Here is a 24,773-nt window from a genome sequence, read left to right as displayed (position 1 = left end):
GTCAGTCGAGGTTGGCAGTTAACAGGACTTTGACGGCGGCGCCGCTGGGCTTGCGCGACACATAGCCAATCGCGCCCGGCGTGCTCTGCACTAGGCGGGTCACTTCCTCGTCGCTGTCCACCTGACGCGGCGGCAAGCCCATGCCGGTGAAGCTCTGGCGGGCCCAGAAGGCGCGCAGCTGGCCTGGGCTGCGGCCGGTGACCTGGTCGTAAAAGGCGCGGCGCAGGCCGCTGCCTTCGCGCAGGTCTATGGGTTGGATGGCTTGGCCGTCGGGCCAGCTCTGTTGCTGGCGCAGATAGATCTGCGTCATGCGCTCGGGGCTGATCTTGTCCAGGCTCACATCTTTGTGGGCGATGACGATCAGCTCATTGCCGGCCAGGGCGGGTTGCGCCGCGCTGAAACACAGCAAGGCCAGCAGAGCGGGCAGCGAGAGCAGGGCCAAGCGAGCGCGGTGAACGTGTTGATGATTGAGTGTCATGACCGGCCCCTCGTCAGAACACCAGGTCCAGCGTGACGCTGAACAGCTGGAGCTTGTTGTCGAAGGGCAGCACGGGCACGGCCAGCGGGCCGGGCGTGCTGGCGTTGGGCGTGCGTATCTGGTCGAGCTGGGTCTTGATCGCCATGTTCTCGCGCCAGTCCCAGCGCAGGCCGATGCTGACCGAGCGGCTGCTGATGTCGGCGAACTGCTGGGCGCGATCAAAGCCTTGCTTGAGCTGGTTCAAGCCCGCGTCGAGCTGCGGGTCGAGACCGGAGGGCGCCAGAGCGCTGGTGTTGAGCCTGGCGCTGGAGCGCTTGAGCCGGGCCAGGCTCAGATAGGGCGTGAAGTCCCCGAAGCTGCGTGCCAGCGTGAGGCTGTAGCCGGTGCCTCGGCCGACCAGATCGTTGCGCGGGTCCATCCAGGTCAGCTCGGCCAACAAGCGCCATTGCTGCCAGTTGCCGTCCATGCCGAGGCTGGTGTAGACGGGCCGGTTGTCGAAGGGGTTGCGCAGGGCATCCAGGCCTTGGGCCTTGGCTTGCAAGCCGGACTGCAGCGTCGGCGGCAGCTGGGGGTTGAGCGCCATTTGCTGCAAGGCGCCGCTGAGTTGGTCCAGCCCGCTGTTGATCTGGCTGACCTGCTCGGAGCGCAGCACATAACGGTCAATTTCGGTGCGCGAGACGCGCACGGTCAGGTCTTGCAGATTGGCGCTGAGGCTGAAGCCGAGCATGCCGCGCAAGCTGGCGTCGGCCGACAGGGCGGGTGAGAAATTGTTGAAGCGGTGGGTGTAGTCGTAACGGCCGCCGAAGACTTGAGCCAGCACGCTGGCGTCGCCGAAGTTGAGGCGCCAATGCAGGTCCGCGCCGTCCAGACCCGCCACGCTATTGGTGAGGGCGTAGATGGTCGGCGCCGGGCGCACGGTCAGATTGGCATAGCCGATCTCGGCAATGCTGGAATCGAAAAACAGCGGGCTGCGCATGCGGCCCAGGTTCAAGCTCAGGCCATGGCCCAGCTGCTGGCGCAGGGCGGCGATGCGCAGGCGCGGCTGCATGTCCTCACCCGCCCGGGCTACGCCTTGCACTTGAAACGTGGTGCCGCTCAGCGGCTGCCATTCCAGTTGCAGGCCCAGCACCGTGTCCATATTGGCCGACCAGCCTTGCTGCACCGGCTTGAGCTGAGAAAAGGAAGTAATGGCGCCTGCGGTGGCGTTGTCGTTATGGGCGAGGCCCAAAGTGGCGAAGCCGGAGAAGCGCAGCGGGTTGCCCCGGCCTTCGCTGGCTTCCTCGGCCGCTTGCCCGCTGGCGCTGGCCAGCAGGCCCAGGCCCGCCAGCGCCCACGCCGCTGCGCATCGCCTGTGTTTTTTTGGTCTTGCCAACATCAAAGCATCCCCTCGCTGAGACCCGCGTCTTGATCGGCGGGCCTGAAATTAAGCGAGAGCTTGTCGGCCTAGCGTTGAATTTGCGTTGAATCGCCGTTGATCAGTGCCAGGGCTTGGGCGGCACTGCGCTGCAAGAGCAGCTCGGCACCCATGGCGCGGCCGGCCTGAACGGCCCGATCCAGCGCCTCTTCAATCTCGCCGCACGGCGCGCCTAGGGACGCCAAGGCCTGGGCACGCATGCGCCAGAGTTCGGGCAGCAGGTAGAGCTCCTGGCGTTCATGCGCCTTGGGCAAGCAGGCGTCGATCTGGCTCAGGGCTTCCTCGGCCTGGCCGAGGCTCAGCAGCGACTCGATCAGGAAGGAGAGAAAGGTCGCTTCGGTGCTGGGCATGGCCACGGCCGAGGCGCTGGCGGCCTGGCGGATGGGCAGCAGGCCGTCCGGGTCGCCGCCGGCCGCCTGGCTCCAGCCCAACACCAGGGCGCCCACCGCCTGCCACAGGGCCAGGCCATGGCGCTGGGCCAGCGCCAGCAGCTCCATGCTCAGAGGCAGTGCGGCTTCGGGCCGGCGCAGATGGCGATGCAGCACGCCCGCCATGGTCAGAGCAAAGCCCAGGGTCTGGGCATGGCCGAGCTCGCGCGCTTGCTGCAGGCCCTGGTTTGTTTGTTGCAAGGCTTCTTCGATGCGGCCCTGCAAGGCCAGCGGCCAGCCCAGCATGGCGCGGGCAGCGATGCCGCCATGCTCGCCAAAACGCTGGGTCAGCTGGGCGCGCTGGCGCGGCGGCAGGCGGTCCCCGGCGGCGGCCGCTTCGGCCAGGGCCTCGCAAGAGGCCTGCAACTGGCCCAGGAAGAAGAGGTTGTTGCCCAGGGCATAACGCGCTTGCACAGCGGCAGCGGCGTCCCCGGTGTCGGCGGCCACCGCCAGCAGCTCTTGCACCAGATTCAGCACCGGGCCTTCGCCCGGGCCGCTGCGGCTGCCCAGCCACAAGCCCCAGAGTACCTGGAAGCGCTGGCCCGGGCTGCTGGCGGCGCCAGGCTCATCGCAGGCCTGCAGCGCTTGGCGGTAGCACTGGCGCGCGTTCGGCGAGCCATAGCCCTCCAGAGCCAACAGGCCATGCCCCAGGCCCAGCAGCAAGGGCAGGCGCAAGCGTTGCACCAGGGCGGGTGCTGCCTCGGGTAGCTGCAAGGCGGCCAGTCCTTGCTCGAAGCCATGGCGTGCTTCTTGGTGGGCCGATTGGGCGGCGGCCCGCTCGGCCGCTTGCAGCCAGTAATGCGCGGCCGCCGGGTCGCCGGCAGCGTGCAGATGCTGGGCCAGGGCCTCGGGAGCATCGGCGGCCTGGGCGGCGAAGGGGCCCATCAAGGCCTGGGCGGCACGCCGGTGCAGGGCGCGGCGCTCGCTGGCGCTGAGGGTCTCCAGCGCAGCGTCGCGGATCAAGGCATGGCGAAACTGCCAGTGTTGCGACTCAATGGCTTGCAGCAGGTCCAGCCGTTCCAGTTGCGCCAATTGCTGGGCCAGCGGCCCGGCCGGCAACTGCAGCAGCTCTTGCAACAGGGCGGGCGAGCAGGTGCTGCCCAGCAGGGCCGCGCCCTGGGCCAGGCGCTTGGCTTCGGGCGGCAGGCGGTCCAGGCTGGCGGCCAACAAGTCCCACAGCGTGGCCGGCACTTTGTCGGTCGGGCGCAGGCGCAGCGAGCGTGCCAGCTCTTCGGCAAACAGTGGCACGCCGCCGGCACGCTGCAGCACTTGCAGGCGCTGCGCGGCCGAAGCCGGCGCGCTGTCGAGTTGCTCAATCAGGCGGCACATGTCTTCGGGCGGCAGGGGCTGAAGATTCAGGCAGAGGTCTAGACTGGCGCGCACATCGTCGGGCGGCACCTCGCGCGAGCTCAGCAGCAGCAGGCCCGGGGCGCGCTGCGCGGCGGGGCGCCGAAGTTGTCGTTGGAGATGCAGCTGCAGCAGCTCCAGCGTGGACGGGTCGGCCCATTGCAGATCTTCCAACAGCATGAGCTGCGGCCGGCCCTGGGCTAGGCCTTCGAAGAGATCGCACAGCAGGGTGTGCAGCTCACGCATGTGCAAGGGCTCTGCCGGGCCCGACTTGTTCTGGTGTTGGAGCAGCAGCGGACGCAGCAGGGCGCGCGCGGCCACATGGCTCGCCGGCGGCAGTCCCGCATGCTGCAGCAGCGCGCTGAGGGCGGCCTCTGCCTGCGCTGCATCACCCTTCAGTGCGGCGCCTATGCGCCGGCGCAGCGTGGCCCGCACTGGCTCCAAGGGCGTGTGGCGATATTCGGGGCGGCACTGAAGTTGGGAGATCGGCGTTGGCGCGCCATCCGCAGCGGCCGCCACATGCTGGCGCAAGGCCTGCAGCAGCCGGGTCTTGCCCAGGCCAGGTTCGCCTTGCACCCAGACCGTGCGCGCGCTGCCTTGAGCGAGAAGCCATTCTTGCCGCAGCAGCGCCAGTTCGGTGTTGCGGCCGACCATGGGCTTGAGCGCGTCGATCCGGCCGCGGGCTTGGGGTGCTCGGGCGCCCAGCAGGCTGGCGCTACCACCGGGCCCCGCCATGGCGGCAAAGCGGTGATGGCGCTCGCTTTGCTGTTGCAGCTCGGCGCTGACGAGGATGCGGCCGGCCTCGGCCTGCAGGGCCAGCTTGCGCGCCTGGCGCGAAAGCGCGCCCACGCTGTCGGGCGAGGCTCGCTCCGGGTCGGCGTGCACCCAGCCCACATGCAGGCCCTGGCGCAGGGAGCAGGGCTCAAGGCTGTCTTTTTCGTGTGCGGCGGCCATTTCCAGCGCGGCGTCCAGGGCAAGGCGTGGCACCTGCTCCTGCGCGCGCGGGTGACCAAAAAAGGCCAGCAGCTCGCCGCCCTCGGCGCGTTGCACATGGGCGCCGCGCGCCTGAAGAAGCAGGCGGGCCTGTTGCAGCCGGGCTTGCAGGGCGGCGGCCATGGCCTCGGCCTCGGCCTCGTGGGCGCTATCGTCGGACGGGGCCTCCCATTCGCAGGCGAGGGCGACGACGCGGCGGCGCTCGGCACGCGAGGCCGGGGCTTTGGCTGCCTGGGCTGCGGCGGCGCGCAGACGCTCGGCCAGGGCCTGGGTGGCGGCTTGCGGCTGCAGCTGTAGCTCGCTATGCAGTTGCAGGCGCAACTGTTCGAACAAGGCCAGGGCTTCGCCTGCGGCCGTAGGCGCCAACATTCGCATGCAGCGGCGCAGGGCGGGTTCGCACCAGGGGTCTTGGGCCAGGGCTCGGCGCGCGCAGGACAGGGCGGCCTCGGTCTCGCCGGCGTCCTCATACAGCTGCCCCAGCGCCTCCAGCAACTGTTGGGCCTGGCGCAGCAGAGCCTCGCGGCGCGGTTGCAGCCAAGCTTCGAAGCCGGGCGCTTCGGGCAGCTGCAAACCGTCAAGCAAGGGACCGCGGTAGAGGCTCAGCGCCTGCTGCAGGGCTTGGCGGCGCGCCTCCGCTTGCGGCGTGGCGGCATCCAGTTGGGCCAGGGCGAAGTCCCGGCAGTCCAATTGCCAGGCCAAATCCTCGCGCAGCTGCAGCTGTTTCTTGTCGGACAGCAGCGGCTCCAGATCGGGCTGATCGGGCCAGAGCTGGGCCAGCACCCTGCGCAAGTCAAACAGAGCCCGGCGCAAATTGGCTCGCGCCTGCTCCAGCTTGGAGTCGGGCCAGAGGGTTTCAGCCAGAGTTTCCCGCGCCAGCGGCCCGGTCTGCAGCACCAGCATCGCCAGCAAGGCACGTACCTTGTCGTAGGGCAGGGGCAAGACCTGGCCCAGTGAGTCGCGTAACTCGAAGCCGCCCAACAGTCGCAGCAGGGGGCGGGTGGCGGGGGAAGTCTGCTCGCTCACAGTGGGCGTGGCGGATCCAGGGAACTCGAGGGTCAGGGGTGGCATGGCGGTCAAGAATCAGGCGCTAGTATGCCCGCCTGATGTGACATCTGCTCGGCGTGCTGGGGCAAAGTCGCGTCAGCTTTCGAGGCATTGACAACTTGACCTTGGGCCAAGTCGCTCCCATACCCGAACCTTCCTCCGTGGTGATGATGGCCGCCGGGCTACTGGCCCTGCGCCGTGCCACGCGCGGCCGCAGCGTCGCGCCGCAAGCTTGACACCTCGGTTTCACCTCAAAGGATCTGCCATGCAAAGAATCGTACGTGCCCTGTGGCTCTTGCTTGCCTTGGCTTGGGCCGGCAGCGTGTCCGCTGCCTCCTGGGACGGCCTGTATGTGCGTGTCTCGGCGCCGACCCCGGTGTTGCTCGGAGACGTGAACGTTTTCGTCAATGTCAGCGTCACCAACGGCACACAAGCGGCGATCTCGGTACCGCGCTGGGAACTGCCTTCGGCCCGCCACGACAGCAAGTTGTTCACCGTCACGCTGGACGGTTCTCCGGTGCCCTACAAAGGGCGCTTGATTAAACGCGCTGCACCTGCGGTCAGCGACTGGGTCACCATCGCCGCAGGCGCCACGCTCGAGTACAGCGTGGAGTTGACAGCCGGTTACGACCTGTCACGCAACGGCAGGTACAGCGTCGAATTCAACAGCCCTGGCAGCAGCGGCGGCCGTGGCGTGATGAAGTCTGCCCCGGCTTTTGTCTGGTTGGAATCGCGCAGCGGCGTGGGCGCGGCAAGGACGGCACCCGCCTCGACAAACCTCACCGATGGTGCGCCAACCTTCACCGCCTGCTCGGCCTCGCAGATCACCGACCTGAACAACGCTGTCAGCAGCGCCAACACTTACTCGCAAGGTGTGCTGACCTACATGCAGAACTCACGCGTGGCGACACAGCGTTTCACTGAATGGTTCGGTCCAGGCACGCGCAGCAGTTGGAACGCCGTGAAAACCAACTTTGTCAAGGTTCAAGATGCCTTTGCCACCAAACCCCTGCGCTTTGACTGCGCTTGCACTGACAACTATTACGCTTACGTCTATCCAGATGATCACTACAAAATCTACCTTTGCAAAGCATTCTGGGCTGCCCCGGCGCTGGGCACCGATTCCAAGGCCGGTACCTTGATCCATGAAATGTCGCACTTCACTGTGGTGGCCGACACCGATGACTGGGCTTACGGCCAGACCGCCGCGCGCGCCCTGGCGCTGAGCAACCCATCCCGGGCCATCCGCAACGCAGACAGCCACGAATACATTGCTGAGAACACACCGGCCAAGCCCTGAACGGCAGCCCAGCGCCTTACTGCTTTGCTGCGGCTTGACTCGGTTGCCATGGGGCGGCGGCTGGCGTGTGGCGCCGCCGCCGTGGCGACTGGAGTGGCGGTGATGGCGGCGTCAGTTTCGGCTTCAGAGTCAGCTGGGCCACTGCCTGCTGGTGCACCCAGCGCTGCCGCCGTCGCGTCGCTGGCAGCCACGGGAACTCAGCTGGTTTGTTCGCTGCAAATGCCTTCCAAGTTGGCCCAGGGACAAAAGGCGCCGCTGAGATTCAGTCTGCATAACAGCGGCCCGGAAGCCGTGAACGTGCTGGTGTGGGCCACGCCGCTGGAACCCAGGCCCTGGATGGGACCCTATGTCAAGGTGACGCACAACGGCCAAGCCTTGCGCTACCGCGGCGCCACTGTCAAACGGGGCGACCCCGACGCTGCGGCTTACCTTCAGCTGGACGCGGGCCAAACGCGCTTGGCGGAGGTCGACCTGGCACTGGCTTTTGACCTGTCGCAACCCGGCCGATATCACCTTACACCACAGCTTGTCATTCACGACCTTGCTCCCATCGCAGAAGCCCCGCCGCGGCCGCGTGAACGTCATGTCCGCGTGCCGCTGGACTGCAACAGCCTGGACTTTGATCTGCAGCGCTGACCCCTATGTCTCGCCAGGACTGCCCTTCTGCGGTCGATGTACGCGGTAGAGCCGCTTGAACCGCGAGGCCTGATTACCCTTCAGACCGATCGCTGACGCCTGCGGCATGCTCAGCACATGTTTGGCATTGGAGTACGGCGTCAACACGGCTCGCACCGCAAAAGACGGCATTGCAGCGGCTGGTGCCGATTCCCAAGGGCTGGTGTGGGTACTTTGCAGCCACACCAAGCCCTGCAATTCATCCAAGCAAAACTTGGCGCAAAGCCGGCCCGTCTCACCCGAGCGGCGTCACCGTCACCTTCACCTGCAAATGCTGCGCGCCACCGCCCAGCACGATGCCGCGCATCGGCGTCACGTCGCTGAAATCGCGGCCCCAGCCCAAGGTGATGTGCTCGCCCTGCACCAGGCAGCGGTTGGTCGGGTCGAAGTCGATCCAGCCATGCACGGGGCAGAACACCGAGACCCAGGCATGTGAGGCGTCGGCGCCAACCAAGCGCGGCTGGCCGGGCTTGGGGTGGGTGAGGATGTAGCCGCTCAAATAGCGCGCCGGCAGCCCCAGGCTGCGCAGGCAGCCAATCATCAGCTGGGCAAAGTCTTGGCAGACACCGCGGCGGCCGCTCAAGACCTGCTCCAGCGGGGTGGAGATTTCGGTGGCGGCAGGGTCGAACTTGAAGTCGGCAAAGATGCGTTGCGTCAGGTCCAGCGCGGCCTCCAGTATCGGCCTGCCCGGGCGAAAGCTGGGGCGTGCATACAGCTCCAGCGCAGCGCTCAGCTCGACATGCGGTGAGGCGTAGAGATAACGCGTTGCTTCCAGGGTGTCGGGGGACTGCGCGCGTTGCACCAGCTCACGTACCGATTCCCATGGCTTGGAGCCCTGCAGCTCCGCCATGCTCGGCCGCTTGCTCAAGCTCACGACCGATTCGGCATGCACGTTGAGCGTCATGTGAGGCGCCATCAGGGTCAATCGCCGCGTCGGGTTGCCAAAGTAGTCGCGGCCCTCGCTGGTTTCATGCTCGGTTGGGCGCACCACAATCCGGTGTGACTCGGTGCTTTGCAGTGCAAAGCTGCGCGGCGTCAGATGCAGGTATTGCTGCGACAAGGTGACCTGGCTTTGATAGCGGTACTCGGTCTCGTGTTCGACCCGGTATTTGATGCTGGCGACCTTCATCGCTGGGCCGCCTTCTCGCCGGTGTAGCTGAAGAACTGCACGCTGATCAGCTCGGACATGGCCTCGCTGGCGCGCCGTATGCGCAGCAGCAATTGCGTCAGGCGCGCATTGCCGCGGTAAAGGTCGGTGGCTGGCGCCAGCGCCAATAGCTCGGTGCGCACTGCCTGCATTTCGGCCTCACCGCAGCCGCCCGCCGCCAGCGCCATTTTGTCCATTCCCTTGGTGATGCCGTCGAGCTGGAACAAGATGGAGCGCGGGTTGCTGGCGTCCAGCAACAAGAGGTCCAGCACAGGCAGCCACTCGGGCTGAGCCCGGTAGCGAGAGCGGTAGGTGACGATGCTGTCGGCCAACTCCAGCAACCAGTCCAGCTCGCCGTCGGCGTCCATGCTGAGCGCGCTCTGCAAGACCTGGCACTGATACTGCAAGCGCTCCAAGCGCCGGCCCAGCGACAAAAAGCGCCAGCCCAGGTCACGGTTCATGCCGTCCAGGGCAAAGCCGGCCATCGTCATCGAGGCGGCGGCCGCATCGTCGAGCAGGGTCATCGCATCTGCTTGCGATAAGTGCTTGCCCTCGGCCGGCGCTTGCTGCTGCAGCATGCGGTTGAGGGCGCGCCAGTTGTCGATCGAGAGCCGCTCACGTAACTGGCTGGCGCTGCGGTAAAGCTGCTGTTGCTGGCGTGCCAAGCCCGGCACCTCGGGCGACACCACGGCCAGCAGCAAGGCTTGTTCGACCTGCGCGTCGCTCAGTGATGCGTTGAGCTGCGCACGCTCGGCGCTGTCTTTGGGCGGCTGCTTGCCGTCGAGTAAATGATGCTGCGCGCACAGCGCCTTGACGGTCGGCCATTCGGCGCCTTGGCTGGCGGGGCGCAGATTGAACAGGAAGTTCAGGCTGACGCGCAGCAGGCGCGCGATGTTGTCGCAACGCTCGGCATTGCGGCCGAACCAAAACAGGTTCTCGGCCGCGCGGCTCGACACATGGGTGTCGTCGCGCACCAGATCGGCCACGGTGGTGGTGCGCGATAGCGGCCGGTGCGCATCGACCAGCGGCAGCTCGCGCGCCTGCACCCAGGTGTCTTTGCTGCCGCCGCCGCGCTGCAGCGTGATCACGCGCACATCGGGGCCGGTGGCCACACGGGTCAGGCCACCGGGCATCACCACATAGCCGGTTGGCGTGGCGCAGGCATAAACGCGCAAGCCCATTGCGCTGGCGGTCAATGCACCATGCGCACCTGCACGTGAGCCATGTCCTTGCTGTTTGGACATATCGGCGCGCCAGACCGGCGCTTGCGACAAATGCACCAGCTCCTGCGCCACATAGTTGGCCGGGTGGGCGCGCAGCTTGGCGATGAAGGCCGCCCTCTCGGCGCCCTTCAGGTCTTGGCCGAAGACGGTGAACTGGCGGCTTTGCGGAAAGGCGGGCTTGATCACCAGGCGGTCCAGCTTGGCAATCACCTGGGCCAGCGCTGCCGGCTCGCCGCACCACCAAGTTGCCACCGAAGGCATCTTCAAGGGCGCGCCCAGCACGCGCTGCGACAGCGCCGGCAAAAAGCCCAGCAAAGCGCCCGACTCCAGCAGATTGGAGCCCAGGCTGTTGGCGATCAAGACATTGCCCAGCCGCGCTGCTTCGATCAGGCCAGGGATGCCGAGGCTGGAGTCGGCGCGCAGCTCCAGCGGGTCGCAATAGTCGTCGTCGACCCGGCGCATGATCACATGCACACGCTTCATGCCGGACAAGGTCTTGTGCCAGACCATGCCATTGCGCACGGTCAGATCCGACCCCTCCACCAGCGGCAGGCCCAGGTGGCGCGCCATATAGGCTTGCTCGTAATAGGTTTCGTTGTAGGGGCCGGGTGTCAGCAAAACGATCAGCGGCGGCTCGCCGGCGCGCAGCGGCGTGCTGCCGCTGTTGGCGCATTGGTGGCCCCAGTAGCTGAGGCTGTCGCGCATTTTGTCGAAGAAGCCGGTCAAGGGGCGCACATTCAGGTCGCGCATCAGATCGGGGAAGGTGCGGCCAATCACAGCCCGGTTCTCCAGCGCATAACCGCTGCCGGACGGCGCTTGTGTGCGGTCCGCCACCACCCACCAGCGGCCGCTCGGCGCGCGCGCCAGGTCCACTGCGTAGAAGTGCAGGGCAATGCCGTCGCGATGCCGCATGCCATGACAGGGGCGCAAGAAGCCGGCATGACCGTGGATCAAGGCCGGCGGCAACTGGCCCTGCTGCAGCAGCAGTTGCGGGCCGTAGACATCCAGCAGAATTTGATTCAGCAGTGTGGCGCGCTGTGTCACGGCAGCCTCGATCTCGGCCCACTCGTTGTGCGGCAAGATCAGCGGCAGCACGTTCAAGTCCCAGGGCCGACCGGCGCCGCGGGTGTCGGCGTAGACGTTGTAGGTGACGCCGTTTTCGCGCACCTGGCGCTGTACCGCCTCGTCGCGCTCGCGCATCACGCCCGGCGCTTCGCGCGCCAGCGCCGTCAGCAGCGCGCGCCAATGCGGGCGCGGCTGACCATCGGCGCCCAGCATTTCGTCAAAGCGGTCGGTGGCGGCCGGGTAGCCGGCAAGGAGTCGAGAGGGCACGGTGTGGCGAGCAGGTTCGCGGGGGACTACAGGGCCGTGATTATCTCTGCGCGCGTGGCCGCCACGTTCACAGCGGCTGCCAGCGCAGATCCAGCGTCATCGGAAAGCTCGGGTTGAGCGGCTCCTTGAACACCGTCATCGGCCCCGGCGTGTGGCCATGTGGCCAAAACCGCGCGAAGCGCCTCGCTTCGGCCGCGTTGGCATTGACGGGCGAATGCTCCTCACTGCGACCGCCCGGATGGACGACGTGATAAGTGCAGCCGCCGATCGCGCGGCCGCTCCAGGTGTCAACCAGATCAAAGGTCAAGGGTGCTTGCACGCCAATCGTCGGGTGCAGTGCTGACCAAGGGCTCCAGGCGCGAAAGCGCACAGCCGCCACATATTCACCCGGCACACCGGTCGGGTGCAGCGGCAACATGCGGCCGTTGCAGGCAATCACATGGCGCCCGTCGGTCAGGCCGCGCACCAGAAGCTGCATGCGCTCGACCGAGGAGTCGACATAACGCGCCGTGCCGCCGGCGGCCATCTCTTCGCCCAGCACATTCCAGGGTTCGATCGCCTGCCTGAGTTCCAGCTCCACGCCCTCGTAGACGACGGTGCCGAAGCGCGGGAAGCGGAACTCGATGAAAGGGTCGAACCAATGGTCCTCGAAGGCATAGCCGGCCGCACGCAGGTCGCGCGCCACATCGCGAATGTCCTGCGCGACAAAATGCGGCAACATCCAGCGGTCATGCAGGGCCGTGCCCCAGTGCACCAGCTTGGCCTGGTAAGGCTGCTGCCAGAAGCGCGCCACCAGCGCCCGCAGCAACAACATCTGCAACAGGCTCATGCGCTCATGCGGCGGCATCTCGAAGGCGCGGAACTCGACCAGGCCCAGACGCCCGGTCGGGCCGTCGGGTGAGTAGAGCTTGTCGATCGAAAACTCCGAGCGATGCGTGTTGCCGGTCAGATCGACCAACAAATTACGCAAGAGGCGGTCAACCATCCAGGGTTTGTCGCCCGGCATCATGCCGGGCAAGACCCGGTCCATCTGCTGGAAGGCGATCGCCAGCTCATACAGATTGTCATCGCGCGCCTCGTCCACGCGCGGCGCCTGGCTGGTCGGGCCGATGAAGGTGCCCGAGAACAGATAGGACAGGGCCGGATGGTTCTGCCAATAGGTGATCAGGCTCTTGAGAAGATCGGGGCGGCGCAGCATCGGGCTGTCTTCGGCGGTGGCGCCGCCAAGCGTCGCGTGGTTGCCGCCGCCCGTTCCCGTGTGGCGGCCGTCGACCATGAACTTCTCGGTGCCCAGGCGGCTCAGCCGCGCCTCTTCATAGAGCGTGCTCATGGTGTAGACCAGCTCGTTCCAGCTTGCCGACGGATGCACATTGACCTCGATCACGCCGGGGTCCGGCGTCACGCTGAGCAGCTTGATGCGGGGATCGCGCGGCGGGCCATAGCCTTCGATCCAGAGTTTCAGCTGCAGCTTGGCGGCACTCGCTTCAACGATCTGCACCAGGGCCAGATAGTCTTCGATGCGTTTGATCGGCGGCATGAAGACATGCAAGCGCCCATCACGGACTTGCACGCACAGGGCAGTGTGAATGACGTCGCGTGGTGCCGGCGCCGCATTGTGCTGGCCGGCCAAAGGAGGCGGCGTTGGCTCGGATTCGGTACTGGTCGAGCGACCCAGGGTGGCACGCGCCAGCCGTTTGGCCGCCGCCAGCGCGGCGCGTGGGCCCCGCTGAGTTTCGCGGTCAGCATGGGTCAATTTGACGTCCAGCGTCGCCTTGGCTTCCAGCAGCGCGCTGCGCTCGGCAAAGGGGTCGAGATCGAATTCGACCTCTTGCTCGTCTGGCAAGACCCAGGGCAGCGAGTTCAGCGGCAGGCGCAGACCCAATGGGGAGTCGCCGTCGATCAGGTAGAGATGCTCGCGCTTGAGCGGCCAGGCCGAGCTGCGCCAGCTGCTGCTCAGGCTCACGCCGGGCTCAAACGGTGTCGGCGCCAGTGGCAGCACATAGCCCACAACTTCGCCCAGGCCCTTGTCCAGCAAACGGGCCAGACGGCGACGCTGCTCGGAGTCGCTCAGATCAGCGAACAGCGGGTTCAAATTGCTCGGCAGGCCCTCTTCGATCTGCGCCTGCTGGCGCACGTCTTCATAGGCGGGAATGGCGCTGGCGGAGGGCAGATGCAGACCCTCCAGAAGCGCGGCCATAAAGCGTTCGGCTTCGGCCTTGCCATAGCCGTCGTTGCTGCCTTCTGCCGAGAACAGCGAGGCGTCGCGCCACATCGGCTGGCCGTCGACCCGCCAATAGATATTCAGCGCCCAGCGCGGCAGCGGCTCGCCCGGGTACCACTTGCCCTGGCCGTAGTGCAGCATGCCGCCGGGGGCGAAATGCTTCTTGAGCCGCAGCATCAGCTGGCCGGCCAGCTCGCGCTTGTGCTCGCCATGCGCTTCGGTATTCCATTGCGCGCCGTCCATATCGTCGATGGACACAAAGGTCGGCTCGCCGCCTTGCGTGAGGCGCACATCATTGCGCTTGAGGTCGGCGTCGACCTGCTGGCCCAGGCGGTCTATGGCCTGCCAGTCGGCGTCGGAATAGGGCTTGGTGACGCGCGGATCTTCATGGATGCGGGTCACCGTCATCTCATGCACGAAAGTGACCTCGGCCTTGTCGGTGAAGCCGCTGACCGGAGCAGCCGACGAGGGCAGGGCGGTGCAGGCGAGCGGGATATGGCCTTCGCTGGCCAGCATGCCCGAGGTTGGGTCCAGGCCTATCCAACCGGCGCCGGGGATGTAGACCTCGGTCCAGGCATGCAGATCGGTGAAATCAACCGCCGAGCCGCTGGGGCCGTCGAGCGAGGCTTGATCGGGCTTGAGCTGGATCAGATAGCCGGACACAAAACGCGCGGCCAGGCCCAGCGAGCGCAGGATCTGCACCAGCAGCCAGGCGCTGTCGCGGCAGGAGCCCGAGGCTTTTTGCAGCGTCTCCTCGGGCGTTTGAATGCCCGGTTCCATGCGCAGCAAATAGCCGATGCGGACCTGCACGCGCTGATTCAGATAGACCAGAAAGTCATTCGTCGGCAGCGACGTGCTGAGCATCTCCGTGCGTACCGCCTCTATCCAATCTTTGAGCATCGGGCCGGGCGGGTCGACCTGCAGATAGGGCCCCAACTCCGCCGCCAGCTGGGCCGGGTAGGCAAAGGGAAAGCGCTCGGCGTATTTTTCGACGAAGAAGTCAAACGGGTTGATCACCGTCATATCGGCCACGAGATCGACGGTGAAGCTGAGCTCTTCGGCCTTCTCGGGGAACACAAAGCGGCCGATGTAATTGCCGTAGGGGTCTTGCTGCCAGTTGATGAAATGCTCGGCCGGTTCGACCGTCAGCGAGTAGGACAGGATGGGCGTGCGCGCATGCGGCGCCGGCCGCAGCCTCACCTCATGCGGGGATAGTGCTACGGCGCGGTCATAGCGGTAGCTGGTGCGGTGGTGCAGTGCGACGCGGATAGCCATGTGTGCCTAATTTGTTAGACCGACGGATTCAAAAAGTCGCGGCTGATGCCAAGGCCGAGCTTGCCAACGCGGTCCAGAAACTGGCTCAGGAAAACATGCAGACCGGGTTGCAGGATTTCATCGATGCTGGCGAATTCCAGGTCGGCATGGATGCGGCCTGCCAGGCGCAGCGTCTCGCCGGACTGGTTGTTGGCCACCCGCTTCAAGTTGCTGAGCAGGCGCGCCATGCAATGCGCCAATGAGCGCGGCATATCGGGTCGCAGAATCAGCAGCTCGGCCACTTTGTCCGGCGTGATCACATTGCTATAGACCTTGCGGTAGACCTCAAAGGCCGAGACCGATCGCAGCACCGCTGACCAATGGTAGAAGTCGCGCGCACCAGGTCCCGAAGGCTCAGGCTTGGCTTCCAGTGCGTGGAACTTGACGTCCAGCAGCCGGGCGGTGTTGTCGGCCCGCTCCAGGAAGGAGCCTATGCGCAGGAAGTTAAAAGCTTCGTCCTGCAGCATCGTGCCCACCGTCACGCCGCGCGACAGATGCGAGCGGAACTTGACCCATTCGCACAGAGCGGCCGGGTCTTGCTTGAGCAAGCCGTCGGCAATCATCCGTTTGAACTCCAGCCAGGTCTGGTTGGTGGTTTCCCAAACCTCGGTGGTCAGTGTGCCGCGCACCGCGCGGGCGTTCTCGCGCGCTTCGCGCAAGCAGCTCAGGATGGACGAGGGGTTGCGCTCGTCGCTGACCATGAAATGCTTGACCCGCTCACTGTCGATCTCGCCCCAGCGGGCTTGATAAGGCCCGGTCAACTCGGAGATAGAGAGCAAGCTGCGCCAGCCCTGCAGCGCCGCTTCGGCCGACTGCGGCAGCAGCGAGGTCTGATAGTTGACGTCCAGCATGCGGGCGGTGTTTTCGGCCCGCTCCATGTAACGAGAGAGCCAGAACAGGTGGTCGGCGGTTCTTGACAGCATTGTTATTCTTCCTTCAGGCCGAAAACACCGCACGCGCTGGCGCGCTCGGCTGTGTTGTGGCTGCGCCGCTGACGCTGCGCGTCAGAACAGCCCGCTCCATGTATCTGGAGAGCCAAAACAGGTGATCTGCGGTTCTTGAGAGCATGGGTCTTTTCCGTCAAAGCCTGTCTATTAGTCTTCCAACACCCAGGTGTCCTTGGTGCCGCCACCCTGGCTGCTGTTGACGACCAGCGAGCCTTCCTTCAGTGCCACGCGCGTCAAGCCGCCGGGCACGATTTGCACCTTCTCGCCGGACAGCACAAAAGGCCGCAGATCGATATGGCGCGGTGCGATGCCGGCTTCGACAAAGGTCGGACAGGTCGACAGGCTCAAGGTCGGCTGGGCGATGTAATTGCTCGGATTGGCCAGCAGGCAAGCGCGGAAGTCTTCGATCTCCTGCTTGGTGGCGGCCGGGCCGACCAACATGCCGTAGCCGCCCGCACCATGCACCTCCTTCACCACCAGGTCGGCCAGGTTGTCCAGCACATACTTCAGGTCATCGGCCTCGCGGCAGACATGCGTGGGCACATTGTTCAGGATAGGTTTTTCGCCCAGATAGAACTCGATCATCTTGGGCACATAGGGGTAGATGGACTTGTCGTCCGCGATGCCCGTGCCGATGCCATTGGCCAGATTCACATTGCCGGCCTTGTAGGCCTCGACCAGGCCTGCGCAGCCTAATGTCGAATCCTTGCGGAACACCTTGGGGTCGAGAAAGTCGTCGTCCAGGCGGCGGTAGATCACGTCCACCCGTTTCGGGCCGCGCGTGGTGCGCATATAGACGATGTTCTCCTTGACGAACAAGTCCTTGCCCTCGACCAGCTCGACACCCATTTGTTGGGCTAAGAAGGCATGCTCGAAATAGGCCGAGTTGTACATGCCCGGCGTCAGCACCACCACGGTCGGCTCGCTCTTGACGTTCATGCTGTGCGGGCCGACGCTGCGCAGCGTTTCCAACAGCAGATCGGGGTAATGGGCGACTGGCGCGATACGGTGCTGGGAGAACAAATCGGGGAAAAGCCGCATCATCATCTTGCGGTTTTCCAGCATATAGCTGACGCCGCTGGGTACGCGCAGATTGTCTTCCAGCACGTAGTAGCTGCCGCTGCCGTCGGGGTTGGCGGCGCGCACGATGTCGATGCCGGCAATCTGGGAATAGATATTCAGCGGCACATCCACGCCCATCATCTCGGGCCGGAACTGCGCGTTGTTGAGGATGGGCCCTTCGGGCACGATGCCGGCGCGGATGATGTCCTGACCGTGATACACATCGTGAATGAAGCGGTTCAAGGCGGTCACGCGTTGGCGCAGGCCGGCTTCCATCTCGCGCCATTCATCAGCGGGAATGACGCGCGGGATCACGTCGAAGGGAATCAAGCGTTCGGTGCCTTCGCCGCTGTCCTTGTCGCCATAGACGGCGAAAGTGATGCCGACGCGGCGGAAGATCACTTCCGCTTCTTCGCGGCGCAAGCGCATGGTCTCTTCGGCTTGACCGGCCAGCCAGCGTTCGAAGGTTTGGTAATGCGTGCGGGCGCTTGGGCCGGGGAACTCAAAAGCACCGGGTGCGCCATTGAAGTGCATTTCGTCGAAGCTGGATTTCATTCATGCTCTCCTTGTCTTTAACGTGTGAGCAATATCCGGGCCATGTGCTGGGCGGTGCTGATTGGTGCGTGCGGTTTTGGCGCTAGCTCAATATCGGGCGTTTGTGCACCAGCATGGTCGCACGCGCCGCACCAAGCTGGTGTCCGCTGTGGCTTCGTCCGGGGGCAATTTGCGCAGCGCGGGAAAGTGCGTCCTGACAAGGGCGCGCCCTAGCCCCATAATGGCTCCCCGCAGCGCCATATCGGCTGACGGTTGCCTTTTGAGCCCGCGCTGGCCCCGCCCAAAACGGAGCCTCCCTATGCTCAGATTCCAATACACCGTTGAGTTGAGCTACGAGATTGACGCACCGGGCTGCGATTTCATTTTCAACCTGCATGCCGCGCAGACACCGCAGCAGACCGTGCTCAGCGAGTCGCTCAGCAATAGCCAAGGTGTCAACTCCGTCCTCTACGTTGACGCGCTGAGCCAGACGCGTTTTTTGCGCCTGCAGGCGCAGGCCGGCCAGCTGACAATGAACTACAGCGCCAGCGTCGATCTGGATCATGTGCAAACGCCGACCGATCAGCTCACCGAGTTGGCCGTTGCCGATTTGCCCGGCGCCGTCTTGCCCTATGTCTACCCTAGCCGCTATTGCGAGTCGGACCGCTTATACCGGCTGGCGGCGCAGGAGTTTGGTCAGCTGCCCAAGGGCTACGGCCGGGTGCTGGCGATCCGTGACTGGGTGCAGGCGCGCACGAGCTTTCAGGCCAACTCATCCACCGGCACCACCACGGCGGTGGACACCCTGGTGGACCGCGCCGGTGTCTGCCGCGATTTCGCCCATCTGATGATTGCTCTGTGCCGGGCCTTGAATATGCCGGCGCGCTTTGTCACCGGCATCGACTACGGCTTGGACTTGAGCCTGCGCGCGCAGGACTTTCACGCCTATGTGGAGGTCTATCTGGGGCAGCGTTGGTATTTGTTTGACCCCTCGGGCGTGGCCATCCCGATGGCCTTGATCCGCATCGGCACCGGCCATGACGCGGCCGATACTGCCTTCGCCACCATCTTCGGCGGCGTGCGCGGCGCTTCACCGGTCATCCATATCGAGGCCATCGCAAACGCCCAGGGCCAGGTGGTGCTGCCCGAGCATGTGACGCAGGGCTTGTCGACGGCGGCTTGAGTGCCCGGCGCAGGCGCAGAGCCTTGGCGATTGACGGGGTTCTCAGTGCATGCCCGCCCCGACCTGCTCGCGCCAAGTGCTCGGCGCAGCCCCGGTCCAGCGCCGGAACGCGCGCGTGAAGCTGGAAATTTCGGCAAAACCGAGGATGAAAGCGACGTCTTGCACATCATGCTCGGGGTCGCGCAAGAGGTTCTGTGCCAGCTCCAGCCGGGTCTGTTGCAGCAGCTCGGCAAAGCCGAATTGCTCCTCCTCCAGCCGGCGCTGCAAGGTGCGCTCGGTCATATGCATGCGCGCCGCTACCGCCGCGCGTGACACATGGCCCGAGGGCAGCATATTCAGCAGATGAGCGCGTACCCGGTGGTGAATCGCACCGCTATCGAGTTCGGACAGCGTGGCCGCCAAGATCTTCTCGGCGTTCAAGGCCATGCCGGGGTGGCCGCCGGGCAGCGGCGCATCGAGTTGGGCGGCCGTGAAGGCCACCGCCGTGCAATCCGCATCCGGTTCGACCCTGCAGCCCAGGCTGGTGGCCAGCAAGTCGGTGCCGGCGTTGCGTCCATGGGCCACACGCACGGCTGCGGGCGTGAAGGACTGGCCGCTGGCGCCGGCGTAGGCATGACGGCACATGGCGCCGACAACACCGGCCCAGGTGTCATGCGTCAGCGCCAGCACGCCGGGGCTGGCGTGGTATTGCAGCCAGGTCAAGGCCTGCTCGCCTTCGCCTTCGATGCACACGCGTAACACGGCAATCGAGCTGACCAGATCGTAATAACGCACCAGCCGCCGGGTCGCCTCGCGCAAGCTGGTGCTGGCCAGCCAGGCCACGCCCAGCAGCCCCAGCGCGCGCAAATTGAACTGCCCGGCGATCTCAACCGCCAGGCCCGGGTCATGGGCGCAGGCGGCATCGGCTAAACGCCAGAACTGGATGGTGTCGCGTTGACTGATGCGGCTGCGCTGGTCCAGCAACTGCTGCGGGCTGATGTTGGCGCGCTGCAGCAAGGCGTTGGCGTCCAGCCCGCGCAGCAGCAAGGTCTGATGCAAGGGCAGCAATAGACCGCTTGCGACGCCGTCGCGCTGTCGACTGGGTTTGTTCACGCTGGGGCAACTCCTTCACTGACGGTGCAAGCCGCGGTCAAAACAGTAACGGCTATCTTAGCCGGCTTGCCGGAGCCAGATGGTCGGTGAACGATTGTCCCGAATTGTCAAACCGATGGCCGCGCCAGACATGGGGGAAACCCTGATCTCTTCTTAGCATCCTTCCTATGGTCACCGCACTGAAGTGGCCACCACAGCCATTCAGGAGATGCCATGTTCGACCCCGGCCCCAAGACACCTAAAAACCCCGCAGTGCAGGGCTTTCATATGCCCGCCGATGCCCGTATCGACACGGTTCTGGCGCTGCTCAATCAGCGCCCCGAGTTTGCGCGCGTGGGCGCGGAATGCGTGTTTGCCAGGGATGAGATTGCGGCGCTGTTGAAACTGTCGGGCGACCCCTGGACGGCGGCGATGCTGGCCGAGTTGGCGAACGCGCGCTGGCAAGCGCAAGCCGTGGCCGAGAGCACACGCTACGAAAAAGTGGTGCTCAGCTTGCTCGGCACCGAGCGCAAGCGTGAGCAGACCCTGCGCCTGATGCGCCGTGCGGTGAACCGGCCGATCGAGCTGGCGATGCTGCAGGCGCAGGAACTGCTCAGCCGAATTCAGGCCGACAAAATGCCCCTGACCGAGGCAGCCCGCCGGCAGATGGACGAAGATTTGTTGAGTCTGCAAAGCGCTTGGCTGCTTTATAGCGACCGCTTGTTGGCAGCCTATATGCAGTTGCGGGACGGACCGGTGTCTGAGCCCAGCCCGTCCAGCCAGGCGCATACCAATCCGCTCAGCACGCCTGCCGCAGTCTCTGCGGCGCCCAGTATTGCGATGCCGGGTATTGCGACGCAGCCCCAAGCACAGGACATCGCCGAACTTTCGGTCACACCGAGGCGACGCCATACCGACTGCTTGCCGACGCTGCACTGAGGGCGATATGCTCGCGCGGCGCGCGGGGCCGGCCCGGGCGCCGGGTTGGGGCATCATCGCGTGCACCACCCGTTGACTTCTTGCTTCGGGTGCTTGTACATGCGCGTCATCAATGTCGATTTGAAGGTCCTCGCCGTGTTGGCCAATGCTGCGCGGCTGCATCGCATCGTGGCCTGGCTGAGCCTTGCCCTGCTGTTCTCCATGGGCTTGGCTGCCTTGCCTGTGGCCGCGCAAGTACAGGCAGTCGCGGCGGCAGCATCGGCAAGCCCCTTGGTGGCGGCGCCGGTGAATACGGCGCCGGAGGCCGCTGTGCAAATTTTCAACCGCACCATTGCGGTTTACAGGGCGCCGTTTCTCGGCGTTAGCCCGGCCGAGCGTGCAAGGCGCACCCATCTGTATATGAACGAGGTGCTGGCACGCACCGGGGCCGGCGAGGTGACCGTCAAGCAAGAGGCGCAGGGTCGCATCGTGATGATTGACGGCGAGATGGCCTTAGTCTTGACGCCCGAGGATGTGGACGCCAAGGGCGACAAGACCCTGGACGAGACCGCCGCAGCGGCCAAGTTTCAGCTCGAACAGGTGATCGCAGAAACGCGCGAGAGCCGCGACGAATCGCGGCTGCTGCGCGGACTCTTGATTGCGTTGGCCGCGACGCTGGTGTTTGCTGGCCTGCTCGCCCTGGTGCGGCGCGGCCAGCGGGCTTTGGGTGCTTGGTTGTCGGCGCAGATGAGTCGGCGCGCTGCCGAACTGGAGGTGGCCGGCACCCAGCTGCTGCAGGGCGACAAGGTCTTGACGGCGGTCAGCTTCGCCGTGCGCGGCGCGGGCTGGGCCTTGCTGGCCTTGCTGAGCTATGAGTGGCTGAGCCTGGTCCTCAGCCAGTTCCCTTACACAAGGCCCTGGGGCGAGCAACTCAGCGGCTATTTATGGCAGGTGGTGGTGCGGCTGGGCACGGGCATCTTGGGGGCGCTGCCGGATTTGTTTGTGGCGCTGCTGATCTTTATGCTGGCGCGCACCGTCATCAAGTTGTTCACGCCGGTATTCAATCGCATCGAGCGCGGTGAGGCCTCGCTCGGCTGGCTGGACCGCGACACGGTGCGGCCCTCGCGGCGCATCATCAGCACTGGCATCTGGTTGTTCGCGCTGGTGATGGCCTACCCCTATTTGCCCGGCTCCAGCAGCGAGGCCTTCAAGGGGGTTTCGGTGCTCTTGGGGCTGATGATCTCGCTGGGCGCCTCCAGCCTGGTGGGGCAGGGGGCGAGCGGCATGATTTTGATGTTCACGCGCACCATCCGCGTCGGCGAGTATGTGCGAATTGACGGTCATGAAGGCACCATCACCGAGTTGGGCATGTTCAATACCCGCATTCGTACCGGCCTGGGCGAGGAGCTGTCGATGCCGAATTCGCTGGTGATGGGCTCGGTGACGAAGAACTATTCGCGCGCCGTCAAGGGCCCCGGCTATATCGTCGACACCGTCGTGACGATTGGTTATGACACGCCGTGGCGCCAGGTCGAGGCGATGCTGATCGAGGCGGCGCACCGCACGCCGGGTGTGCTGAGCAACCCGTCGGCCCGGGTGTATCAGACGGCCTTGTCGGATTTCTACCCGGAGTACCGCTTGGTCTGCCAGGCCGTGCCCAGCCAGCCGCGCCCGCGCGCCGAGGTCTTGAGCGCCTTGCACGCCAATATCCAGGATGTGTTCAATGAATACGGCGTGCAAATCATGTCGCCACATTATTTGGCCGACCCGGCCGAGGCGAAGTTTGTGCCCAAGGCGGCCTGGTTTGCCGCGCCGGCGAAACAGGGCTAAGCGCTGTCAGGGCTCGATCCGGCTGCCCAGCATGCGCCGCAGCACCCCGTCCTTGTAGACCAGATGATGCTTGAGCGCCCCCGCCACATGCAGGACCAGCGCCAGGATCAGCAAATAGGCGATCCACTCATGCATCTCGTCGCCGAGCTCGGCGACGCTGGCGTTATAGGGCAGCGCTTGATCGGGTTTATCGGCGCTGTGTTGGCTGGGCACAATCTGCAGGCCGAAGACGTCAATGCCATGGCCGCCGGCGCCTGAATTCATCATGCCGCTGATCGGCATGGCCAGGGTGGCCAGTATCAGCAGCCAGTGCACCAGCTTGGCCAGGGCTTGTTCCAGCTTTGAGCCGCCGGCCACATGCGCCGGCCAGCCATTCTTGAGCCGCCAGACCACGCGGGCCAGAATCAGCACGAACAAGAGCACGCCGACCGATTTGTGAATCGGATACAGGGCCCAAACTTCGGCGCGGCTCATGTAAAGGCCAATCGCGGTCAGCGCGATCATGCCGAGGCCGACCAGCCAATGCAGGGCGACGGAGATGGGGCTGAGTTTGTTGGGCTGGTCCATGGACATATAGGGTTAGTTTGGGTTTGGGGCGATTCTGGCACTCTTTGTTGAAGGGGCTGAAGGTCACATGGCTTCACTTTCGGCCTCAGAGCACGCTGTGTTTACACTGCGCACAAACTTGCCGGGACTCGCCTTAGGTCATGAACGACATCGCCGCCCAATTGAACCTGCTCCGCCCGCAGCTGCTGAAGTTTGCGCAGCTGCAGCTGCGCAATGCGGCCTGGGCCGAAGACGCGGTTTCCGAGACGCTGCTGGCGGCGATCGAGAAGCCGCAAAGCTTTGGCGGCCAATCCCAGCTCAAGACCTGGCTGATCGGCATCCTCAAGCACAAACTGGTCGACCAGATCCGCCGCAACTGCCGCGAAATGTCCAGCACCCCAGAAGACGGCGAGGACTTGGACGATGAGCTCTTCAGCGCCGATGGTCACTGGCGTGAGCGGCCCAAGGACTGGGGCGACCCCGATCACTGCCTGCGCCAGGTGGACTTCATGAAAGTGATGGAAGCCTGCGTTGAGCATCTGCCCGGCCAGCAAGGTCGGCTCTTCATGATGCGTGAATGGTTGGAATTGGATACCGAGGAAATTTGCCAGCAGCTGAGCATCAGCCCGAGCAATCTGTGGGTCATGTTGCACCGGGCGCGCCTGCGCCTGCGCGAATGCCTGCAGCTGAACTGGTTTGACGCGCAGGAATTGCAGGCAGGGGCTGCCTCATGATGGGCCTGCCCAACTGCAGAGAAGTCACCCGCCTGGTGCTGGAGGGCGAAGAGCGCCCGCTGCGCTCCAGCGAGAAGCTCGCCGTCCGAGCGCATTTCCTGATCTGCAAGGCCTGCACCAACTTCGGCAAGCAAGTCGAACTGATGAGTAAGGCCTCGGCGCGCTGGCGTGGCTATTCCGGGGAGTGAGTGCCGGCGGTGGCGCATGCCACACATGAATGAAAATAGCCCTCAAGTCATGGGTCGACTTGGGGGTTTTTCACCGTGCTGCGCGGTGCCGGCGCTCCGGTGGAATCGTCGCTCGCCACAAGGAACAGGGCGCCACGGATAGGAAATCTGCCTTATTGCGCGCGCAGCGCGAAGCGCGGGCTATGCGGTAGATCAGCTGCCAATTGCCTGTGGTGGAGTTGAGTCCGCGCTCGTAGCCGACGCAGCACAGCTGCGTGCCCAGACGAAGGATGGTTTCGCGCACCTCGCCCAGGCCCTGGCCCAGCATCAGCAACGAGAGCTTCTCTGTCTCGCTCATCTCGGTCTCGACATGGGGCCGACAAGGCCACTCAAGAGGTCATGATGAGTTTTTTGCCCGATTGAGTCCGGGGCTTGGTGCCCGAGACTCAAGCAGCGCCGTTAGGCATAAGAGATTCGACCGCTCCACAGCAAAACTTCACCGTGGCTGCCAGGCACAAGGTCAATTTCTCAGCCGCAAAGCCGACATCTCTGACCTCGTCCTAGGCGACATTGTCTGGCAGGCTCGCAGCGGTCTGTGACATGCGACGCGCCCATGACGAGCAGAACAACGCAACGCTTGCAGGGTCGAGAAACGACCTGTCCCTCGGGGTAGTGCCGAACTGGCGAACCCACCGGCAGCATTTGGGACCTGTATCTGCTTGCCCTGCAAGTCCTGGCTCCCGGCAACTGCATTTCGGTAAGATGCCTGCGCCAAGTTCGCCCCGGCGTCGTTCGCCAACAGTGCCATGGCAAGGTGCGGGAGTGAGCCAGCCCTGAGCAGCCCCACAGTGCTTCGAGACGGACT

The 24,773-nt window shown here is 65.0% G+C and carries 20 protein-coding genes; 8 read left to right on the top strand and 12 right to left on the bottom strand.

The window, feature by feature from the left end; all coding sequences use genetic code 11:
- Position 1: 1 nt before the first annotated feature.
- The 3 genes from LNV08_RS05185 to LNV08_RS05175 form a co-directional block, all read right to left on the bottom strand.
- On the bottom strand, positions 2–478 hold the full coding sequence (locus LNV08_RS05185; protein ID WP_263532606.1) for a hypothetical protein: 477 nt from the start codon (positions 476–478) through the stop codon (positions 2–4).
- A gap of 13 nt (positions 479–491) precedes the next feature.
- Positions 492–1,853 (bottom strand): hypothetical protein, encoded by a 1,362-nt coding sequence (locus LNV08_RS05180; RefSeq protein WP_263532605.1) that lies wholly within the window; start codon positions 1,851–1,853, stop codon positions 492–494.
- 68 nt (positions 1,854–1,921) lie between these two features.
- On the bottom strand, positions 1,922–5,728 hold the full coding sequence (locus LNV08_RS05175) for an AAA family ATPase (RefSeq protein WP_263532604.1): 3,807 nt from the start codon (positions 5,726–5,728) through the stop codon (positions 1,922–1,924).
- 53 nt (positions 5,729–5,781) lie between these two features.
- On the opposite strand from LNV08_RS05175, the gene LNV08_RS23120 reads away from it, so the two are divergent.
- From LNV08_RS23120 to LNV08_RS05165, 3 genes are all read left to right on the top strand, one after another.
- Positions 5,782–5,940 carry a PEP-CTERM sorting domain-containing protein gene (locus LNV08_RS23120; protein ID WP_414858682.1) on the top strand — a complete coding sequence of 53 codons (159 nt, stop codon included), beginning with the start codon at positions 5,782–5,784 and terminating at the stop codon, positions 5,938–5,940.
- Between the two features lie 29 nt (positions 5,941–5,969).
- The gene (locus tag LNV08_RS05170; RefSeq protein WP_263532603.1) at positions 5,970–7,004 is read left to right on the top strand and encodes a M35 family metallo-endopeptidase; all 1,035 of its coding nucleotides are present in this window, start codon (positions 5,970–5,972) and stop codon (positions 7,002–7,004) included.
- 291 nt (positions 7,005–7,295) lie between these two features.
- Complete coding sequence (locus LNV08_RS05165) at positions 7,296–7,640, top strand: hypothetical protein (RefSeq protein WP_263532602.1); 345 nt, start codon at positions 7,296–7,298, stop codon at positions 7,638–7,640.
- A 274-nt stretch (positions 7,641–7,914) separates the two neighbouring features.
- Here LNV08_RS05165 and LNV08_RS05160 read toward each other — a convergent pair whose 3' ends face one another.
- The 6 genes from LNV08_RS05160 to LNV08_RS05140 all read right to left on the bottom strand — a co-directional run bounded on the left by LNV08_RS05160 (position 7,915) and on the right by LNV08_RS05140 (position 17,480).
- On the bottom strand, positions 7,915–8,808 hold the full coding sequence (locus LNV08_RS05160) for a transglutaminase family protein (RefSeq protein ID WP_263532601.1): 894 nt from the start codon (positions 8,806–8,808) through the stop codon (positions 7,915–7,917).
- Positions 8,805–11,381 carry a circularly permuted type 2 ATP-grasp protein gene (locus LNV08_RS05155; protein WP_263532600.1) on the bottom strand — a complete coding sequence of 859 codons (2,577 nt, stop codon included), beginning with the start codon at positions 11,379–11,381 and terminating at the stop codon, positions 8,805–8,807. Before LNV08_RS05155 ends, LNV08_RS05160 begins: the two co-directional genes overlap by 4 nt.
- A gap of 67 nt (positions 11,382–11,448) precedes the next feature.
- Positions 11,449–14,877 carry a DUF2126 domain-containing protein gene (locus LNV08_RS05150; protein WP_263532599.1) on the bottom strand — a complete coding sequence of 1,143 codons (3,429 nt, stop codon included), beginning with the start codon at positions 14,875–14,877 and terminating at the stop codon, positions 11,449–11,451.
- Positions 14,878–14,891: 14 nt separating this feature from the next.
- Positions 14,892–15,839 carry an alpha-E domain-containing protein gene (locus LNV08_RS05145; protein WP_263532598.1) on the bottom strand — a complete coding sequence of 316 codons (948 nt, stop codon included), beginning with the start codon at positions 15,837–15,839 and terminating at the stop codon, positions 14,892–14,894.
- A 13-nt stretch (positions 15,840–15,852) separates the two neighbouring features.
- Positions 15,853–15,984 carry an alpha-E domain-containing protein gene (locus tag LNV08_RS23115; RefSeq protein ID WP_414858681.1) on the bottom strand — a complete coding sequence of 44 codons (132 nt, stop codon included), beginning with the start codon at positions 15,982–15,984 and terminating at the stop codon, positions 15,853–15,855.
- Positions 15,985–16,010: 26 nt separating this feature from the next.
- The gene (locus tag LNV08_RS05140) at positions 16,011–17,480 is read right to left on the bottom strand and encodes a circularly permuted type 2 ATP-grasp protein (protein WP_263532597.1); all 1,470 of its coding nucleotides are present in this window, start codon (positions 17,478–17,480) and stop codon (positions 16,011–16,013) included.
- Positions 17,481–17,778: 298 nt separating this feature from the next.
- On the opposite strand from LNV08_RS05140, the gene LNV08_RS05135 reads away from it, so the two are divergent.
- On the top strand, positions 17,779–18,642 hold the full coding sequence (locus tag LNV08_RS05135; RefSeq protein ID WP_263532596.1) for a transglutaminase-like domain-containing protein: 864 nt from the start codon (positions 17,779–17,781) through the stop codon (positions 18,640–18,642).
- 42 nt (positions 18,643–18,684) lie between these two features.
- Here LNV08_RS05135 and LNV08_RS05130 read toward each other — a convergent pair whose 3' ends face one another.
- Complete coding sequence (locus LNV08_RS05130; RefSeq protein WP_263532595.1) at positions 18,685–19,734, bottom strand: AraC family transcriptional regulator; 1,050 nt, start codon at positions 19,732–19,734, stop codon at positions 18,685–18,687.
- 213 nt (positions 19,735–19,947) lie between these two features.
- Between LNV08_RS05130 and LNV08_RS05125 the strand changes: the two genes are divergently transcribed.
- Together LNV08_RS05125 and LNV08_RS05120 are read left to right on the top strand one after the other, a co-directional pair.
- Positions 19,948–20,652, top strand: coding sequence for a hypothetical protein (locus LNV08_RS05125; protein ID WP_263532594.1), 705 nt, complete (start codon positions 19,948–19,950; stop codon positions 20,650–20,652).
- 99 nt (positions 20,653–20,751) lie between these two features.
- Positions 20,752–22,461: a mechanosensitive ion channel family protein gene (locus LNV08_RS05120; RefSeq protein WP_263532593.1), complete on the top strand. Its 1,710-nt coding sequence runs from the start codon at positions 20,752–20,754 to the stop codon at positions 22,459–22,461.
- Between the two features lie 6 nt (positions 22,462–22,467).
- Here LNV08_RS05120 and LNV08_RS05115 read toward each other — a convergent pair whose 3' ends face one another.
- A complete protein-coding gene (locus LNV08_RS05115; protein ID WP_263532592.1) occupies positions 22,468–23,028 on the bottom strand; it encodes a cytochrome b in 561 nt (186 codons plus the stop codon).
- 140 nt (positions 23,029–23,168) lie between these two features.
- Here LNV08_RS05115 and LNV08_RS05110 point away from each other — a divergent pair, with 140 nt between their 5' ends.
- Both LNV08_RS05110 and LNV08_RS05105 read left to right on the top strand, forming a co-directional pair.
- Positions 23,169–23,741: a sigma-70 family RNA polymerase sigma factor gene (locus LNV08_RS05110; protein WP_263532591.1), complete on the top strand. Its 573-nt coding sequence runs from the start codon at positions 23,169–23,171 to the stop codon at positions 23,739–23,741.
- Positions 23,738–23,929 (top strand): zf-HC2 domain-containing protein, encoded by a 192-nt coding sequence (locus LNV08_RS05105; protein WP_263532590.1) that lies wholly within the window; start codon positions 23,738–23,740, stop codon positions 23,927–23,929. The genes LNV08_RS05110 and LNV08_RS05105 overlap by 4 nt, the downstream gene beginning before the upstream one ends.
- Before the next feature lie 70 nt (positions 23,930–23,999).
- Here the strand turns inward: LNV08_RS05105 and LNV08_RS05100 are convergent, their stop codons facing one another.
- The gene (locus tag LNV08_RS05100; protein ID WP_263532589.1) at positions 24,000–24,266 is read right to left on the bottom strand and encodes a hypothetical protein; all 267 of its coding nucleotides are present in this window, start codon (positions 24,264–24,266) and stop codon (positions 24,000–24,002) included.
- Positions 24,267–24,773 lie beyond the last annotated feature (507 nt).

The organism is Paucibacter sp. TC2R-5, from assembly GCF_025717605.1.
Taxonomy (GTDB): domain Bacteria; phylum Pseudomonadota; class Gammaproteobacteria; order Burkholderiales; family Burkholderiaceae_C; genus Paucibacter_A; species Paucibacter_A albus.
The sequence above is the reverse complement of the archived record's forward strand: the minus strand, read 5'-3'. Positions and strand labels throughout refer to the sequence as shown.

Coding starts and splice junctions, on each gene's coding strand:
- LNV08_RS05185 (WP_263532606.1), bottom strand. CDS start 478: ATGACACTCAATCATCAACACGTTCACCGCGCTCGCTTGGCCCTGCTC.
- LNV08_RS05180 (WP_263532605.1), bottom strand. CDS start 1,853: ATGTTGGCAAGACCAAAAAAACACAGGCGATGCGCAGCGGCGTGGGCG.
- LNV08_RS05175 (WP_263532604.1), bottom strand. CDS start 5,728: ATGCCACCCCTGACCCTCGAGTTCCCTGGATCCGCCACGCCCACTGTG.
- LNV08_RS05170 (WP_263532603.1), top strand. CDS start 5,970: ATGCAAAGAATCGTACGTGCCCTGTGGCTCTTGCTTGCCTTGGCTTGG.
- LNV08_RS05160 (WP_263532601.1), bottom strand. CDS start 8,808: ATGAAGGTCGCCAGCATCAAATACCGGGTCGAACACGAGACCGAGTAC.
- LNV08_RS05150 (WP_263532599.1), bottom strand. CDS start 14,877: ATGGCTATCCGCGTCGCACTGCACCACCGCACCAGCTACCGCTATGAC.
- LNV08_RS05145 (WP_263532598.1), bottom strand. CDS start 15,839: ATGCTGTCAAGAACCGCCGACCACCTGTTCTGGCTCTCTCGTTACATG.
- LNV08_RS23115 (WP_414858681.1), bottom strand. CDS start 15,984: ATGCTCTCAAGAACCGCAGATCACCTGTTTTGGCTCTCCAGATACATG.
- LNV08_RS05140 (WP_263532597.1), bottom strand. CDS start 17,480: ATGAAATCCAGCTTCGACGAAATGCACTTCAATGGCGCACCCGGTGCT.
- LNV08_RS05135 (WP_263532596.1), top strand. CDS start 17,779: ATGCTCAGATTCCAATACACCGTTGAGTTGAGCTACGAGATTGACGCA.
- LNV08_RS05125 (WP_263532594.1), top strand. CDS start 19,948: ATGTTCGACCCCGGCCCCAAGACACCTAAAAACCCCGCAGTGCAGGGC.
- LNV08_RS05120 (WP_263532593.1), top strand. CDS start 20,752: ATGCGCGTCATCAATGTCGATTTGAAGGTCCTCGCCGTGTTGGCCAAT.
- LNV08_RS05115 (WP_263532592.1), bottom strand. CDS start 23,028: ATGGACCAGCCCAACAAACTCAGCCCCATCTCCGTCGCCCTGCATTGG.
- LNV08_RS05110 (WP_263532591.1), top strand. CDS start 23,169: ATGAACGACATCGCCGCCCAATTGAACCTGCTCCGCCCGCAGCTGCTG.
- LNV08_RS05105 (WP_263532590.1), top strand. CDS start 23,738: ATGATGGGCCTGCCCAACTGCAGAGAAGTCACCCGCCTGGTGCTGGAG.
- LNV08_RS05100 (WP_263532589.1), bottom strand. CDS start 24,266: ATGAGCGAGACAGAGAAGCTCTCGTTGCTGATGCTGGGCCAGGGCCTG.